The organism is Xanthomonas euvesicatoria (genome assembly GCF_013112235.1).
GTDB classification, from domain to species: Bacteria; Pseudomonadota; Gammaproteobacteria; order Xanthomonadales; family Xanthomonadaceae; genus Xanthomonas; species Xanthomonas euvesicatoria.
This window is the reverse complement of the sequence record NZ_JABFFS010000001.1, coordinates 4,442,903-4,458,955: the sequence shown is the minus strand read 5'-3', so window position 1 is coordinate 4,458,955 and position 16,053 is coordinate 4,442,903. Positions and strand designations below refer to the sequence as shown.

The 16,053-nt window shown below is 64.6% G+C and carries 12 protein-coding genes; 7 read left to right on the top strand and 5 right to left on the bottom strand.

Annotation, left to right across the window (positions count from 1 at the left end; genetic code table 11):
- Positions 1 to 164 precede the first annotated feature (164 nt).
- The 7 genes from HLH45_RS19200 to cydB all read left to right on the top strand — a co-directional run bounded on the left by HLH45_RS19200 (position 165) and on the right by cydB (position 10,435).
- On the top strand, positions 165 to 929 hold the full coding sequence (locus tag HLH45_RS19200) for a LuxR family transcriptional regulator (protein WP_008573033.1): 765 nt from the start codon (positions 165 to 167) through the stop codon (positions 927 to 929).
- Between the two features lie 381 nt (positions 930 to 1,310).
- Positions 1,311 to 2,252 carry a proline iminopeptidase-family hydrolase gene (locus HLH45_RS19195; protein WP_008573030.1) on the top strand — a complete coding sequence of 314 codons (942 nt, stop codon included), beginning with the start codon at positions 1,311 to 1,313 and terminating at the stop codon, positions 2,250 to 2,252.
- An 802-nt stretch (positions 2,253 to 3,054) separates the two neighbouring features.
- A complete protein-coding gene (locus HLH45_RS19185; RefSeq protein WP_008573029.1) occupies positions 3,055 to 4,116 on the top strand; it encodes a pectate lyase family protein in 1,062 nt (353 codons plus the stop codon).
- 411 nt (positions 4,117 to 4,527) lie between these two features.
- Entirely contained in the window at positions 4,528 to 5,916 is a 1,389-nt protein-coding gene (locus HLH45_RS19180) for an amino acid permease (protein ID WP_011348158.1), read from the top strand.
- Between the two features lie 596 nt (positions 5,917 to 6,512).
- Positions 6,513 to 7,742, top strand: a complete 1,230-nt coding sequence (locus HLH45_RS19175; protein WP_008571969.1) for a dipeptidase — start codon at positions 6,513 to 6,515, stop codon at positions 7,740 to 7,742.
- A 276-nt stretch (positions 7,743 to 8,018) separates the two neighbouring features.
- Complete coding sequence (locus HLH45_RS19170) at positions 8,019 to 9,419, top strand: cytochrome ubiquinol oxidase subunit I (RefSeq protein WP_008571970.1); 1,401 nt, start codon at positions 8,019 to 8,021, stop codon at positions 9,417 to 9,419.
- Positions 9,419 to 10,435, top strand: a complete 1,017-nt coding sequence (gene cydB / locus HLH45_RS19165; RefSeq protein WP_033478599.1) for a cytochrome d ubiquinol oxidase subunit II — start codon at positions 9,419 to 9,421, stop codon at positions 10,433 to 10,435. Before HLH45_RS19170 ends, cydB begins: the two co-directional genes overlap by 1 nt.
- A gap of 60 nt (positions 10,436 to 10,495) precedes the next feature.
- On the opposite strand, the gene HLH45_RS19160 is transcribed toward cydB, so the two are convergent.
- From HLH45_RS19160 to HLH45_RS19140, 5 genes are all read right to left on the bottom strand, one after another.
- Positions 10,496 to 11,233: a carboxylesterase family protein gene (locus HLH45_RS19160; RefSeq protein WP_008571972.1), complete on the bottom strand. Its 738-nt coding sequence runs from the start codon at positions 11,231 to 11,233 to the stop codon at positions 10,496 to 10,498.
- A 201-nt stretch (positions 11,234 to 11,434) separates the two neighbouring features.
- Positions 11,435 to 12,796 (bottom strand): magnesium transporter, encoded by a 1,362-nt coding sequence (mgtE, locus tag HLH45_RS19155; RefSeq protein WP_003487859.1) that lies wholly within the window; start codon positions 12,794 to 12,796, stop codon positions 11,435 to 11,437.
- A 407-nt stretch (positions 12,797 to 13,203) separates the two neighbouring features.
- Complete coding sequence (gene ptsP, locus HLH45_RS19150) at positions 13,204 to 14,934, bottom strand: phosphoenolpyruvate--protein phosphotransferase (protein ID WP_014090700.1); 1,731 nt, start codon at positions 14,932 to 14,934, stop codon at positions 13,204 to 13,206.
- Between the two features lie 58 nt (positions 14,935 to 14,992).
- On the bottom strand, positions 14,993 to 15,262 hold the full coding sequence (locus HLH45_RS19145; protein WP_005913389.1) for an HPr family phosphocarrier protein: 270 nt from the start codon (positions 15,260 to 15,262) through the stop codon (positions 14,993 to 14,995).
- Positions 15,255 to 15,647, bottom strand: coding sequence for a PTS sugar transporter subunit IIA (locus HLH45_RS19140; RefSeq protein WP_003487850.1), 393 nt, complete (start codon positions 15,645 to 15,647; stop codon positions 15,255 to 15,257). Before HLH45_RS19140 ends, HLH45_RS19145 begins: the two co-directional genes overlap by 8 nt.
- Positions 15,648 to 16,053 lie beyond the last annotated feature (406 nt).

Genomic DNA, 16,053 nt, shown 5'->3' with positions numbered 1-16,053 from the left:
ACGCAGCGCAAGCGCCCGGACGACCTGAACGCCCGTCCCGTGCTGCCGTCATGTGACCGGCATTGTGACGATAATGTGGCCGACAAGCCCATCCATTGGTAAAAGTGCTAGGTTTTCCATGCTGGATGTCATCTGCTGGCAACCACCGGTACCGAAGGAGCACCATGTTCGACATTCTGGCCAGCCTGGGCTGCGATCTGCAGGCACTGCAGACGCTCGATAGCTGCCTGGACCGGGTATTTCGCGATGTCTGCGCGCTCGGTTTCCAGTCGCTGGTGTACGACTATGCGCCGGTGCCCCTGAGTCTGGAGGGAGCGCTGATCACGCCAACGGTGTTCATGCAGCGCAATGCGCCGGGCGATATGCAGCATGTGTGGTGCGAGCACGGCTACTACCAACATGACCCTGTTCAGCAGCGCGCAACGCGGCGTACCACGCCATTCGTATGGTCGTACCGCACCGACGGCCACTGCGCGGGCGTGGAATATGTGGGGGGGCAGCACCGGCAAGTGACCCGCTATCTCTGCGATAGCGGCATGGGCACCGGTGTCACCGTGCCGCTGCATTTGCCTGGTGGCGCATTTGCCACCTTCAGCGGCGCGATCGATGCCGCCGCTGCACAAGCGCCGCGGTTGGCCGAAGCGCAGGTGCTGCCGTTCCTGTTGCTGGCGCACGCCTTCCAGGCGCGCGCGCAGGAGTTGCTGGAACCGCAGGAACGCCGCTGCCACCACATCGCGCTGACCCGTCGCGAGCGCGAATGCCTGCAGTATTCGGCAAAAGGCCTGACGTCCAAACGGATTGCCGCGGCACTCAACCGTTCAACCGCCACGGTGAACCTGCATCTGAATTCAGCCGCGCGCAAGCTGGGCGCCCGCAACCGCGTGGAAGCGGTGGTGCGTGGTATGCACTATCGGTTGCTGGAGCCATAAGTTTTCTTCGAGCGTGCCTGCGCGCTGCGGTACGCGCGGCTTCACAGGTTTCGGAGCGGCAGAGCGCACATGCCATGTCGTTTCCTTGGCGCGACCCACCTGTGTTCTGAACGCTGATCTGTTGTTGGTCCGAATGGAGTCCAGTGGCGCGGACAGATGCGATAGATGTGCTGATTCGAACTAGCTATTTCGATCCAGGAGCGATGTAGAGTCGCGCGATACCCAGCGCATTCGGCGATGCGAGGCGTTCGATCGAACCGGCTATCGGCCAGCGCCAACCGCGCATCCGGGCGCGCCCAAACCTGTGAAATTTGCCAGTTAACGCCGCTCGGCGTGCTCGCTAGGCTCGGGGCTCATCATTGCCGTAGGCAGGCGCAGGTCATGCAGTGCACCGAGGGTTACGTCGAATTCCGCGGCTACCGTACCTGGTACCGCATTACCGGCGACCTGTGCGCAGATGCCTGCCCGCTGTTGGTGCTGCACGGCGGCCCCGGATGCACGCACGACTACGTGGACAGCTTCAAGGACCTGGCGGCCAACGGCCGCGCGGTGATCCACTACGACCAGCTGGGCAACGGAAACTCCACCCATCTGCGCAATGCCGAGCCAGGCTTCTGGACAGTGGGGCTGTTTCTGGACGAGCTGCAGACGCTGATCGCGCATCTGGGGCTGTCGCAGTACGCATTGCTGGGCCAGTCCTGGGGCGGAATGCTCGCCGCCGAGCACGCCGTGCGCCGGCCGGCCGGCCTGCGAGCGCTGGTCATCGCCAATTCGCCCGCCTCGATGGGGTTGTGGCGCGCGGCTGCGCTGCGTCTGCGCGCGCGCCTGCCTGACGATATCCAGGCCGCATTGGACGAGCACGAAGCCGCCGGTACGCTGGACCATCCGGCCTACCGCGCAGCCAGTCAGGTGTTCTATGCGCAGCACGTATGTCGCGTGCTGCCGTGGCCTGCCGAGGTCGCGCGGACGTTTGCCGCCATCGACGCCGACCCCACCGTGTATCACGCCATGAACGGCCCGACCGAATTCCACGTGGTGGGCAGCTTGCGCAACTGGAGCATCATCGAGCGCCTGCACCGCATCACCGCACCCACGCTGGTGCTCTCTGGCAAGTACGACGAAGCCACGCCGGAAACCGTCGAGCCCTATGCGCGGTTGATCCCGGATGCGCGCTGGCACGTGTTCGCCAACTCCAGCCACATGCCGCACGTGGAAGAACGCGCGGCGTGCATGCGCCTGGTCGGCAATTTCCTGGACGATCAGACACCGTGGCCCGGTGGACAAATGCTGCGCTCCTCAGCACTGGCCAATCGCGCTGTCTGAGCGTGCAGTGTGGTGTGGCGATAGCCAGCGGGCCGATCAACTGCACTGCGTTTAGCTGCCTGCTTGCCGCGATGATGTCGCTGTGGGTGCACACCATCAATCCGTGCCTGCGATAGCGGCCCTGCAGCGCTTGCGTGCTTGCATCGCTGCACGCGTGGCGCTGCGCGCGTTGTTCCGGGCAGCTGTGTCGATGGAGGTTCGAACTTTGACGCAAGCCCGTTTCGGGCCGCCGGTGCACGATGATGCGCGAGCGTCGCAGTGCACATGCCGCAGTGTGGGAGATAACCCAGGCTATCGGCAGGCAGGCACGTCAGCGCTCTGATGCGCCGCGACGGCGCTGGCGCTGGCGCTACAGCTTGCGTTTGCATCTTCGTGCCGATGTAGATGCAGTGCTGCAATGCATGACTGCATTGCAGTTGGCCAGCTGCCATCGCCAGGCATGCACTGGGTGCGCCCATGCCTGTCGCTGCGTCGGCACGTGGATCGTCACGGTTGCAGGCGCAATCGCTCTGCACGCCCGAACGCCTGCGCATCGCCGGCGTCTGCAGCACATGCACACATGCGTCGATCAACACAGGGCTATCGCATGGCATTGGCGTGTCCTGTCCCGGCTGTCCTTGGCTGTCCCTTTTGCATGTCCCGGAAAGAGAACACCGCGGTGTGTCTAAGTTTCGAAGATGAATAATTGTTTTATGTTTTAAATCGCGCGAAGAATGCAGCCCCCCCACGCATCGCCTTGCCGTTGTCGTCGCCACTGCGCAGGCGGCCGGCATTGCTTGTCGACTTCATTGGGAGAGGCTCCATGATCATCAAGACGCTACACGGCGCACTCGCGCTTGCACTGTCCGCTTGCGCCGCGGGCGCGATTGCCGGCCCGGTCGGTTACGGTGCGGCCACTACCGGCGGCGGCAACAAGACACCAGTCAACGTGGCGACGTTCGAAGCAGTGCAGGCCGCCATCGACAACTATTCCGGTAGCGGCGGGCTGGTGCTTAACTACACCGGCCAGTTCGACTTCGGCACCATCAAGGACGTGTGCGCGCAATGGAAGCTGCCGGCCAAGACCGTGCAGATCAAGAACAAGAGCGATGTCACCATCAAGGGCGCCAACGGCTCGTCGGCGAACTTCGGCGTGCGTGTGGTAGGCAATGCGCACAACGTGATCATCCAGAACATGACCATCGGCTTGCTGCAAGGTGGCGAAGATGCCGATTCGATTTCGCTGGAAGGCAACTCCAGCGGCGAGCCGTCCAAGATCTGGATCGACCACAACACCATCTTCGCCTCGCTCACCAAGTGCTCCGGTGCAGGCGATGCCTCCTTCGATGGCGGCATCGACATGAAGAAGGGCGTGCACCACGTCACCGTGTCCTACAACTATGTCTACAACTATCAAAAGGTCGCGCTCAATGGCTACAGCGACAGCGACACCAAGAACTCGGCTGCGCGCACCACGTATCACCACAACCGCTTCGAGAACGTGGAATCGCGCTTGCCATTGCAGCGCCGCGGCTTGAGCCACATCTACAACAACTACTTCAACAATGTGTTTACCTCGGGCATCAACGTGCGCATGGGTGGGGTGGCCAAGATCGAGTCCAACTACTTCGAGAACATCAAGAACCCGGTGACTTCGCGCGATAGCAGCGAGATCGGCTACTGGGACCTGATCAACAACTACGTTGGCAGCGGCATCACCTGGAGCACGCCGGACGGCAGCAAGCCCTACGCCAATGCCACCAACTGGGTGAGCTCCAAGGTGTTCCCGGAGTCGCTGGGCTACATCTACACCGTGACGCCGGCAGCACAGGTCAAGGCCAAGGTGATCGCCACCGCGGGCGCGGGCAAGAACCTGGCGGAGTGACCGGTAGCGCCCGGAGTCGCGAATGAGCTGTAGCAAGCGCTGGTCAGGAGGGCCTGGGCGGCGCACAGCAAGCGCAGCGTTTCCGGGGGACAAGCCGATGACGAGTAGCGGCCGTCCATCCGGAAGCTGCGCACATGATGGCTCTTGGCTCTTGGCGGCATCGAGGCACGTCCCCGGCTTGTTCGGGGATGTGCTTTGCCCGGTTCTTGGAGACGACAGGTGACAGGCGCGCGCTGCATCGGCCGTCAGGTGACGGCGCGCACCGGCAGGTTGCCGGGCGTGGCTGCTGCACACCCGCGCGCAAGGCGCGATCGCGCGAGGTCGCCACTCCTTCCCCGGGCTGGCGTCAAGAGGCGCGGCAGGCGCTGCGACGCGGTATCGTGTCGCGATTCCATCCATGCAAGCCTGTCCATGCCGCTTCCGACCGATTCCGTTGCTGAGACCGCTGCGCCCGCCGCGCCTGCATTGCGCCATGCGCTGAAGCCGCGGCAATTGATGATGATGGGCCTGGGCACGGCGATCGGCGCCGGGCTGTTTCTGGGTTCCGGTGTGGGCATCCACGCGGCCGGGCCGGCGGTACTGATCTCGTATCTGATTGCCGGGGCGTTGGTCATCATCGTGATGAACGCGCTGGGCGAAATGGCCGCCGCCAAGCCGGCCAGCGGGGCATTCTCGGTGTACGCCGCCGATGCGATGGGCCCGACGGCCGGCGCCACCGTGGGCTGGCTGTGGTGGTTTCAGGTGGTGGTGGTGATTGCGGCCGAAGCGGTAGGTGCCGCCGGGCTGCTGGCCACGGTCTGGCCGGCGTTGCCGGTGCCGTTGCTGGCGTTGCTGTTCATGGCCACGTTCACTGCGATCAATCTGCTCGGCGTGCGCAACTTTGGCGAGTTCGAATTCTGGTTCGCCATTCTGAAAGTGCTGGCGATCGTGGTGTTCCTGCTGATCGGCGTGGCGTTGCTGGCGGGCTGGTTGCCCGGAGTGGCATCGCCCGGGCTGTCCAACTTCACCCAGAACGGCGGCTTTGCGCCCAAGGGCCTGGCCGGTATCGGCTCGGCGTTGCTGGTGGTGGTGTTTGCCTTCGGCGGCACCGAAATCGTGGCGGTGGCCGCCGCGGAAACCGCCGACCCCGGACGTAGCCTGGCGCGCACCATTCGCACTGTCGCCTGGCGCATCCTGGTGTTCTATATCGGGTCGATCAGCGTGATCGTGGCGGTGGTGCCGTGGACCAGCGCCGCGCTCAGCTCGCCGTTCGCGGCCGTGCTGGACGTGGCACGCATTCCCGGTGCCGCCACGGCGATCACCCTGGTGGCGGTGGTCGCGCTGCTGTCGGCGCTCAACGCTAATCTGTACGGTGCCTCGCGGATGATCTTCTCGCTGGCCCAGCGCGGCGAAGCGCCGCGGTTGCTGGCCAGGACCAGCGGCGAGCAAGTGCCGCTGGTGGCGGTGATCGCCAGCGTGTTGTTCGGCTTCGCCGCCGCAGCGCTGGAGTTGCTGTATCCGAACAAGGTGTTGCCAATGCTGCTCAACATCGTCGGCGCCACCTGTCTGCTGGTGTGGACGATCTCGCTGGTATCGCAACTGATCTTGCGCGCCCGCGCGGACCGTGCCGGCCTTGCATTGCCGTTCCGCATGCGCGGCTATCCGTTTCTGACCGTGCTGGCGCTGGTCATCCTGGGCGTGATCTTCGTGTTGTTGGCCTCTTCGGCCGATACGCGCGCGCAATTCCTCTCGATGGTCGCGCTGACCGCAGTCATCGCAGCGGTCAGCGAAGTTGCGCGGCGCCTGCGTGCGCGGATGTGAGGAATTGGAAGCGTGGCAGTGTGTTGGTGCGTTGTGTGCGCTGGCGGGCGTGTCAGCTGTAACCGGCGGCCAGCGCTCATGACGCGAGTGCAACCGGCAATTGCCCCCGTCGTTGCTGGCGACGTTGATGTGTTCAGGCGTCGGCCTGGCCACGGACCACGGCATCAGGGCAGTGCGTCCGCAATCTCGCACGCACACTAACCCAACTGTCCAGGAGCCGCCGCGGCTGCGCAGCAGTTCTGTTTGCTGCTCTTAGCCGATATCGGCGGGCTCCCCATCCCGGCATGCGGCATCGTCGCCAAAAGCCTCCAGGACCCGTCGATTCCTGGTGAGACGACGGCCGGTCCAATAACGAAAAAACCCCCGCACCGACGCGGTGCGCTGCGAAACGAGAAACGAGAAACGCGTCAGCAGTCCTGCGCTTTCCTCTCGGGCCGGGCACTCGCCCCGGGGATCTGACGGTCCAGTTCGGTTATTCTCCTTTGGACGCACATGCTCCACCCATCAGGGCGCTCGAAGAATAGCGACCGGATCTTCAACGCGGAACACGCGCTTTTATTGGCGACGTCGTCAGACGTCATTGCCGGGGTTCGCCCATGCATGCAGTTTCCTCCGACAATCTGGCCGACTTGGTTCCGCCGCTCACGCTGGAAGCAGTGCATGCGTTAGCGTGTCCGGTCGATACGCATCTGGATTCGCTGTATCTGTCGCGGCTAGGCGGCTTCGATTTCTGGAAGGGCGATTGGAAAGCACATCGGCGTTCTCCGATCCTCTGGTTGATGTCCAAGACCTCGCCGCGAGGTCGCAACCAACCGCTGATGTACCACGTGAGCGGCCCGGACTTTCTCGCGGGCGGCTATGGCGGTGCCTGTTTCAGCGCCCATGCACTCTGGGAAAACCTCATCGGCGTGCCTTTTCTCGACCCCTGGAAACACTGGGTGGAGCATCGGCGCTATGTCCAGGAGATGGTGGCGGCCAGCGGCGGGCGAATGCGGCTGGCACGCAGCGCCGCCGAGCTCCGCGCGATTCGCGCAGCGGGTCTGTGCAGCGCCATCCTGTCGTTGGAGGGGGCGCACATGCTTGGGCCACGCGGGCGCCGCACCCAGGCGCTGCGGCTGGCGCGTCTGGACAGTGCGGCCAGGGACGGCGCCGCCTATCTGACGCTCAATCATTTCAGCCATACCGACATCTCCCAGGCTGGCTATGCATCGCTCAATCCGTGGGGCGAGAAGAAGGGCGCGGGGCTGACGGCGTTTGGCCGGCAGGTGGTGGAGCGCTGCATCGATGCCGGGCTTCTGGTGGATCTTTCGCATACCTCGAGCCAGGGGATCCTTGACGCTTGCGGCATCTGCATCCGTCGCGACGTGCCGGCCTTCGTCTCGCATGGCGCATCGCGCAGCGTCACGCGTGGTGTGGAAACGCGGCCCTCACGTCACCTGGACCGGGCGCTCGACGATGCGGCGATCCGTGCCATCGTGCAGACCGGTGGCTGCATCAGCGTCATCCTGGCGCCGTACTTCTTGCAACACGCCTATCTGGCCGATGGCACGCCGGACATGGATGCCGATCTTGCCTTTGTCGTTGGGTATTACGAAGCGTTTGCCCGGCAGATTGCCGCCATGGGGATCGTCGAAGATCCATGGAAACACCTGAGTTTCGGCAGCGATTTCGATGGTGGCATTTCCAGTGTGCCGACCGGGATGCGCAGCGGGGCGGATCTGCCCAAGCTCACGCAGGCGATGCTGGATGCCGGTTGGCCCACGCAACGCATCGTGGATGTGTATAGCGGCAATTTTCTGCGGATCTGGGAGCGGGTGCGGCCATAGCGTTGCTACGGCCTGGCTCTGGGACGCTCGGCATGGCCGGTCTTGCACCGCCTGTCGACGCGCACTGCCCAGCAGAGGCGGGCGGTGTGGCGTACCGCAGTACAAGGGCGGCAATTTGTCGCAGATGCGACGCCGTGTCGCATCGGGAACGGGCGCGACCGTCCCTATCATGATCGCGTAGCGCAGCAGCGCGCGCGCGATCGACCGATGCAGTGCATTCCGGCGATCGCCCTGCGACCTGCACGCCGACGATCACTTTTTCCTGGAGGGTTCTCCATGGACGCACTGCTGTTATCGCGGATCCAGTTCGGATTCGTCATTGCGTTCCACGTGTTGTTTCCGGCATTCACCATCGGGCTTTCCAGCCTGCTGGCGTTTCTGGAATGGCGCTGGTTGCGCACGCGTCTGCCGGTTTGGCGCGAGCTGTATTTTTTCTGGCAGAAGATCTTTGCCGTGTCCTTCGGCATGGGCGTGGTCAGCGGCATCGTGATGGCCTTCCAATTTGGGGCCAACTGGCCGGAATTGAGCCGCGTGGCTGGTGGCGTGATCGGGCCACTGCTGAGCTATGAAGTGCTCACCGCGTTCTTTCTGGAAGCCAGTTTCCTGGGCGTGATGATGTTCGGCTGGGGTCGAATTTCAGAGCGCCTGCATTTCCTGGCCACCTGCATGGTGGCGCTGGGCACGCTGTTTTCCACGTTCTGGATTCTTTCGTCCAATAGCTGCTTGCAGACCCCGGCCGGCTACGAGGTCATCGGCGGCGTCGTGCATCCGGTGGACTGGTTGCAGATCATCTTCAATCCCTCGTTCCCGTACCGGCTTGCGCACATGGCGCTTGGCTCGTTCATCACCACCTGCTTCGTGGTGGGTGCAGTGGGCGCGTGGTATCTGCATCGTGGCGTACATCGCCAGGCAGGGCTGCGCATGCTGAAGCTGGCCGTGGTGTTTGCCGCGATCGCCGTACCGCTGCAGATCGTCGTCGGCGACATGCATGGCTTGAACACGCTCAAGCATCAGCCGATGAAGATCGCCGCGATGGAAGCGCACTGGCATGCCGAACAGCCGGGCCAGGGATTCCCGCTGGTGGTGTTTGCGTTACCCAACGCACAGGCTGAGCGCAACGACTATGAGGTGGCGATTCCGCGCCTGGGTAGCCTGATCCTGACCCATCGCCCGGATGGCAGCATCGCGCCACTGACGTCGGTGCCGGCAAGCGAGCGCCCGCCGGTGACGCCGGTGTTTTTCGCCTTCCGCATCATGGTGGGGATCGGCTCATTGATGCTGCTGGTGGCCTGGGTGTCTGCCTTCGCGTTATGGCGCGGCAAGCTGGTGCAATGGCGCTGGTTGCTGGCGGTCTGGCGCTGGATGTTGCCGAGCGGCTTCATCGCGCTGATTTCCGGCTGGTTCGTCACCGAAATCGGCCGGCAGCCCTATGTGGTCTACGGCTTGTTGCGCACCGCCGATGCGGTGGGCCCGCAGTCTGCGCTGATGACCGCCATCTCGCTGGCCGTGTATGTGGCCGGCTACGCGTTCGTGTTCGGCTGGGGCATCTGGTACCTGGTCAAGATCGGCAAGCAAGGCCCCACCCCACATGCCGACGCGCCGCATCTGGACCATGGCGAACACACGCCCGCACGCCCGCTGTCGGCAGCGGATGCACCGATCGACGGAGCTGCATGATGGAGATGAACAGCGTATTGCCGGTGGCGTGGTTTGCGGTGATCGGCTTCGGGGTGCTGATGTACGTGGTGCTGGACGGCTTCGTGCTCGGCATCGGCATCCTGGCGCCGTTCCGCAAGGACGAAGCGCAGCTGGATCTGATGATGAACACCGCCGCGCCGATCTGGGACGGCAACGAAACCTGGCTGGTGCTTGGCGGGGCAGGGCTGCTGGCCGCATTTCCCAAGGCATATGCGGTGATCTTGTCGGCGCTGTATCTGCCGGTGCTGTTGATGGTGATGGCCTTGGTGTTCCGCGGCGTTGCATTCGAATTCCGTTTCAAGGCGCATCGCTCGCGGCGCTTGTGGAGTAATGCGTTTGCTGCGGGTTCGATCCTGGCCACCTTCGCGCAGGGCGTGATCCTGGGGGCGCTGGTGCAGGGCCTGCCGATCGACAACGACCGCTATGTCGGCGGCATCTGGGGCTGGTTCAGCCCGTTCGCGATGCTGACGGGCGCCGCCTTGGTGTTCGGCTATGCGCTGCTCGGCAGTACCTGGCTGATTCTCAAGACAGAAGGCCACGTGCAGCAGTTGGCGCGGCAGTTGAGCCGACCGTTGACCATCAGCGTGTTGATCTTCATCGGCCTGGTCAGCGCCTGGTTGCCGTCGCTGCAGTCGCATGTGATGGAGCGCTGGTTCAGTGGCACGCACTATCTGTGGCTGATGCCGGTGCCGCTGCTGGTCGCCATCGTGGGAGGGGCGCTATGGCGTGCGAGCGAGGCCGCGCGCTCGGATGCGCTGCCATTCCTGCTGGCGATGGGCCTATTCGTGCTGGGCTTCTTGGGTCTGGTGCTGGGCATGTGGCCGTATCTGGTGCCGCCGGTCTACACCATCTGGCAGGCTGCCGCGCCGCCGTCTTCGCAACTGTTCGCGATGGTGGGACTGGTCATGCTGCTGCCGCTGATCCTGGGCTATACGGTATGGTCGTACCGCGTATTCCGCGGCAAGATCACCGCTGACACCGGGTATCACCACTGAGGCGCACCGGCCATGTCATGCCGCCATGCCGGCGCAGGGCCGGCGTGGCGCTGCACAACATCAGCGCAGGCGCTGCTTGAACATCCATTCCCACATCGCCGGGTCCGCATAGGTTGCGTCCCAGGCGTTGTGGTTGCCTTGCGGATATTCGCTGTAGCGCACATTGGCCCCGACGCCCTTGGCGGCGCGGTACAGCGCGCGGTCGTCGTGCGGCGGCACCGAATCGTCCTTGGCGCCATGGAACATCCAGATCGGCACGTGCTTGAGTTGCGTCACTGCCGCGGTGTACGGGTCCGCTTCCTTCGCCACCAGGCTCACGTACAAGGTGCGGCGCTCATCGCGCGGTGCCTTGAGTGCACCGCAGATCGGCACGATCGCCGCAAACCGTTGCGGCTGCATCAGCCCGATTTCCCAGGCGCCATAGCCGCCCATCGAAATGCCGGTGAGGTAGGTGCGCTGCGGGTCGGCAGCGAACTCGGCGCTGGCCGCATCCAGCGCCGCGATTGCCATGCGCGCATTGACGCCCATCCACTCTTCGTCATTGGGCACTTGCGGCAATACGACAAGCGCGGGGAAATCGGCAGTGTGTTCGCTCAAGTAAGGGCCCAGGCCGACTTCGGCCTGATCGCGCCCGTTATCGCCGCGCTCGCCCGAGCCATGCAGGAACAGCACGATGGGCCGCGGCTGCGGCACCTTGGACGCGGGCACGAACACTTGATAGCGGTACAGGCGCCCTTCCAGTTTCAGCGTACGGGTGACGAAGTGGCCGCGGCGTTCGTCGTGGTGGCGCTCAGCCATGCTGGAACAGCCGGCCAGCAGTAGCGCAAAGGCAATGACAACAAGACAACGACGAATCACGCAGCTCTCCCGACCGATCACATGGGTGCAGTATTACCGCATGCCGGTGCGCTGGCGTGTCGAGGCGAGGCGATTCCTGTCGAATATTCATCTGCTTGTCGTCATCGCATGCATGACACGCTCCAGGCCAGACACCGAAGGTCAGGGCAGCAGGATCAACGTGGCCAGGCCCAGGAAGCTCAAAAAGCCCATCACGTCGGTCAAGGTGGTCAGGATCACGCCACCGGCCAACGCCGGATCGAAGCCCAACCGTTTCAGCGTCACCGGCACCAGCACTCCGCCGAAGGCGGCAGTGAGCATGTTCACCGTCAATGCGGTGCCGATCACCAGCGATAGCATCGGTTGCCGGAACCAGGCCAGCACGATCAAGCCAAGCCCGATGCCCAGGCACAGCCCGTTGATCAGCGCGACGGTGAGCTCTTTCTTGAGCAAGGTCATCACGTTGGACGAGCCGATCTGGCCCAGCGCCAGGCCGCGCACCATCAGGGCCAGCACCTGGGTGCCGGCATTGCCGCCCATGCCGGCAACGATCGGCATCAGCGCCGCAAGCGCCACCAGTTTCTCGATGGTGCCCTCGAACCTGCTGACCACGCTGGACGCCAGAAACGCGGTGCACAGATTGATGCTCAGCCAGATCAGGCGGCGCCGGAATGCGCGCCGTGCCGGGCTGAACATGTCTTCGTCTTCGTCCAGACCGGCCGCGCTCATGGCCTGGTGCTCGGCCTGCTCGCGGATGATGTCGACCACGTCGTCGATGGTGATGCGGCCCAGCAGGATGTTGTTGTCGTCCACCACCGGCGCGGAGATCCAGTCGTGGTCGGAGAAGCGCCGCGCCACTTCGTCCGAACCGTCGCCGACATCGATGGCCGGTTGCTCGTCGTCGATCAGCCGGTTGACCGGCGTGCTGTCTTCGTGGGTGACCAGCGCCGCCAGCGGCACGCGGCCCAGGTATTGGTGGCGCCGGCTCACCACGTACAGATGATCGGTGTGGTCGGGCAGTTCGCCGCGCAGGCGCAGATAGCGCAGCACCACGTCCACATTGACGTCGGCGCGCACGGTGACCACGTCCGGGTTCATCAGACGCCCGGCGGTGTCTTCCGGATACGACAGCACCTGCTCGAGCCGCTCGCGGTTTTCGCGGTCCATCGACTTGAGCACTTCATCGATGACGGTGTCGGGCAGGTCTTCGACCAGGTTGGCCAGATCGTCGATGTCCAGGTCTTCGACCGCCGCCACGATCTCGTCCGGGTCCATGTCGGCCAGCAGGCTTTCGCGCACTTCGTCGCCGACATGCAGCAGCACCTCGCCATCGTCTTCCGGATCCACCAGCCCCCACACCACTTCGCGCTTGCCCGGTGGCAGCGATTCGAGCAGGTTGCCGATTTCCGCCGGCGCCAGCGTATTGACCAACCGGCGTACCGGCCCCAGGCGTCCGCTATCCAGCGCGTCGGACAGCAGGCGTAGCTGGCGCGCGGTTTTGTCGTGGCGAACGGCTTCGGCCATGCGCGGCTTCCCGGAAGAGTGGACGCGCCATCAGTAAAGGACGCGGTGCTGGGTCAGCAAGGCATTATCGCTTGCGCATGGTGACGAAACATACAGGGCCGCTGCGGCGCGCTTGCGCAGGGCGTGCGCGGTGGACGCAGCCAAGCCGCGCGAGCTGCTCAAGGTGCATGGAGCGGGATGCGATTGACGATGCAGGCGGCATCTTCGGCGCTTTTCGACAAGGAGGCGATCAACGCGGTGCGAGCGGGCGTGACTGGTGCGCGCAGCAATCGCACTGCCCAAGCGGTACATGCCGATTCGCGCCACCGTCTGGGCCTGCCTCAGGACTGCGAGCGTGTCGAACGCCGTGCTGAAGGAAACCCAGGTCTTCAAGCATCGGCCGCGCGGCCGGGCGCTGCGTGCCGCAATTACCGCAGCAGCCCCTGCGCATGGCCAGCCAGCCATTTTTCGATGCCCTTGCGATCGCGGGCGCGCAGCAATTTTTCGCCATGCACGCGCAACTCGCCCAGATGGGTGTCGCGCACCGCGCGGCGCACTTCCAGCAACGTGGCCGGATGCAGGCTGAACTCGGTGAGCCCCAATGCCAGCAGCATCGGTACGAAACGCGGATCGCCGGCGATTTCACCGCACACCGCGACCGGCTTGCCGTAGGTGCGCCCGGTGGCGATGACCTGCGCGATCAGCCGAAGGACGGCCGGATGCAGGGGCGAGTACAGCTCGCCCAATGCCTCGTTGTTGCGATCCACCGCCAGCAGGTATTGCACCAGGTCGTTGGTGCCGATGGACAGGAAATCGATATCGTCGATGAAGCAGTCCAGCGCCAATGCCGCAGCCGGCACTTCGATCATCGCACCCAGCGGGATGTGCTCGGCGATCTCGTGGCCTTCGGCGCGCAGCTGTGCGGTGAGCTTCTTCAACTGCTTGCGCAGCTGCAGGATTTCTTCGCGGCCGCTGACCATCGGCACCAGGATGCGCACCGGCCCGTAGCCGGACGCACGCAGGATCGCGCGCAATTGCGCCTGCGCCACCGCCGGCCGCGCCAGCGACAGGCGCACGCCCCGCAGACCCAGCGCCGGGTTGTCCTCATCGCTGAGTGTCAGGCCGGTGCGGTCGGCCTTGTCGGCGCCAAGATCCAGGGTGCGGATGGTGACCGGTCGGCCGCTCATGCCCAGCACGGTGTCGCGGTAGGTGTGGAACTGTTCGTCTTCGTCCGGCAGTTCGTTGCGCTGCAGGAACAGGAATTCGGTGCGGTACAAGCCCAGGCCGCTGGCCCCGAGCGCATGCGCGTTGGCCACGTCTTCCAGCGATTCGGCGTTGGCCAGCAGAGTGATATCGACGTTGTCGCGCGTACGCGTGGGCTTGGAGCGTAGCCGGCCCAGCTCGCGCTGTTCCTTGGCAAGCGCACGCAGGCGCTCGCGATAGTCGCGCAGATGTTCGGGCTTGGGGTCGACGATGACCTGGCCCGAGCCGGCATCGACAATCAGCACATCGCCATCTTCGATGCGCTGCAGCGCGTCGCTGACGCCCACCACCAACGGCAGGTGCAGGCTGCGCGCCAGGATCGCGCTGTGCGACAGCGTGCTGCCGGCGGTGGTGACGATGCCGACCACGCCTTGCGCCTGCAGCTGCGCCAGCTCGGAAGGTGCCACGTTGTCGCACACCAGGATTTCGCCGGCCACACCCTTGAGGTCGGGAGCGCGCTTGTGCAAGAACGCATGGATGCGGCCGATCACGTGATCCAGATCGTCCATGCGGCTCTTGAGATACGCATCCTCCATCCCGTCGAACACCGCCGCCAGGCGGTCGCGCTGTACGCGCAAGGCATAGTCGGCGCTGTAACGGTGGGTGCGGATCAGTTCATCCAGGCCTTGCAGCAGCTCGGGGTCATCGAGCAGCAATGCATGCAGCTCGAGAAATTCGCCGACTTCGCGCGCCAGTGCGCCGTGCAGGCGGTCGCGCAGCTGCTGCATCTCGACCCGTGCCGACGCGATGGCGGCATGCAGGCGCTGCAGCTGCGTTTCCACCTGATTGGCGGGCACGCGTTGTTCGGCCACTTCGAGGGTATGGCTCTGGCGCACGCGTGCGCGGCCAAGCGCGTTGCCGCGTGCAGCGCCATGTCCGCGCAGGCGCAGGCTCATGCGCGGCCCTGGCGCAGCGGCGCCGTGTCGGTCGCAACGGCACCGACGCCGCACATGCTCAGCTGTCCTCGTCGAAACGACGCTCGAACAGGTCCACCAGCGCCTGTAAGGCCTCGGCTTCGTCTTCGCCATCCAGCCGCACCACCACGCTGGTGCCCTGGCCTGCGGCCAGCAGCATCACGCCCATGATGCTCTTGGCATTCACCTCGCGCCCCTTGGCCGCCAGGGTGGCGTTGCTGCGATACGACGACAGCGTCTGCACCAGCTTGGCGGTGGCCCGCGCATGCAGTCCGAGTCGGTTGGAAACTATGAGTTCGCGTTCAAGCATCGTCGATGATCGCTCCGTTGCGGGTACCGGCCGCCGCAGTGGCGGGCAGTTCCTGCAATCCTTGTTCGGGGTAGTTCATCACGCGCAGCAGCATCGGCAGGCTCAGTGCGGACACCCGGCGAACCGGGGTGCCCAGCTTGGCCAGACGGTTGGCCAGATTGCTGGGGCTGGCGCCGTACAGGTCGGTCATGACCAGCACGCCGTCGCCGCTGTCGACCCGGCGCATCGCCGACGACGCCTGGGGCAGCAATGCGTCCAGGTCTGCATCGAACGGCACGTCGAATGCTTCGGTCTTCAACGGCAATTGCCGCAACAGCCCCGTCGCCACGTTCAACAACGCTGCGCCGATGCCGGGATGAGTAATGAGGAGAATGCCACAGGCCATGCCGAAACGTTAACAGGTCGGCATGACTGCGCGATAGCGTCTGCCTGCACAGATGTGTTGCGAACTGAATAGCCGTTTAGGACCGCTGCGGCGACGTGGCGGCAGCATGGGTCGCCATCGTGCGCTGCCGACGTGGCGCGATCCGTGGCTTGCGCAGCGTCAGCAGTGCGGCCTGCATGGCAAGCGGGCGCTGCCGTTTCCCTGCAGCGCGCAGGGGCATGTCGCCATGCGTGGCGGAATACCACCGACGCATTGGTGGTGACGGCGCCAACGTGTTGGTGGTGCAGCGTTGCATGGCGCATCGAACGAGAACGCCACGCGATTTTCGGGACGTCGGCGAGCCAGTCGCATCAGCGACAGCGTCGTCGGCCTGTGTAGCGTCCGCCCACGCCAGCCACCGCGCAAG

Bases quoted from the DNA above. Each gene is read 5' to 3' on its own strand.
- HLH45_RS19140 (WP_003487850.1), bottom strand. From the start codon at position 15,647: ATGGCCTGTGGCATTCTCCTCATTACTCATCCCGGCATCGGCGCAGCG.
- HLH45_RS19180 (WP_011348158.1), top strand. From the start codon at position 4,528: ATGCCGCTTCCGACCGATTCCGTTGCTGAGACCGCTGCGCCCGCCGCG.
- cydB (WP_033478599.1), top strand. From the start codon at position 9,419: ATGGAGATGAACAGCGTATTGCCGGTGGCGTGGTTTGCGGTGATCGGC.
- HLH45_RS19160 (WP_008571972.1), bottom strand. From the start codon at position 11,233: ATGGCTGAGCGCCACCACGACGAACGCCGCGGCCACTTCGTCACCCGT.
- HLH45_RS19175 (WP_008571969.1), top strand. From the start codon at position 6,513: ATGCATGCAGTTTCCTCCGACAATCTGGCCGACTTGGTTCCGCCGCTC.
- HLH45_RS19145 (WP_005913389.1), bottom strand. From the start codon at position 15,262: ATGCTTGAACGCGAACTCATAGTTTCCAACCGACTCGGACTGCATGCG.
- HLH45_RS19185 (WP_008573029.1), top strand. From the start codon at position 3,055: ATGATCATCAAGACGCTACACGGCGCACTCGCGCTTGCACTGTCCGCT.
- HLH45_RS19200 (WP_008573033.1), top strand. From the start codon at position 165: ATGTTCGACATTCTGGCCAGCCTGGGCTGCGATCTGCAGGCACTGCAG.
- mgtE (WP_003487859.1), bottom strand. From the start codon at position 12,796: ATGGCCGAAGCCGTTCGCCACGACAAAACCGCGCGCCAGCTACGCCTG.
- HLH45_RS19195 (WP_008573030.1), top strand. From the start codon at position 1,311: ATGCAGTGCACCGAGGGTTACGTCGAATTCCGCGGCTACCGTACCTGG.
- ptsP (WP_014090700.1), bottom strand. From the start codon at position 14,934: ATGAGCCTGCGCCTGCGCGGACATGGCGCTGCACGCGGCAACGCGCTT.
- HLH45_RS19170 (WP_008571970.1), top strand. From the start codon at position 8,019: ATGGACGCACTGCTGTTATCGCGGATCCAGTTCGGATTCGTCATTGCG.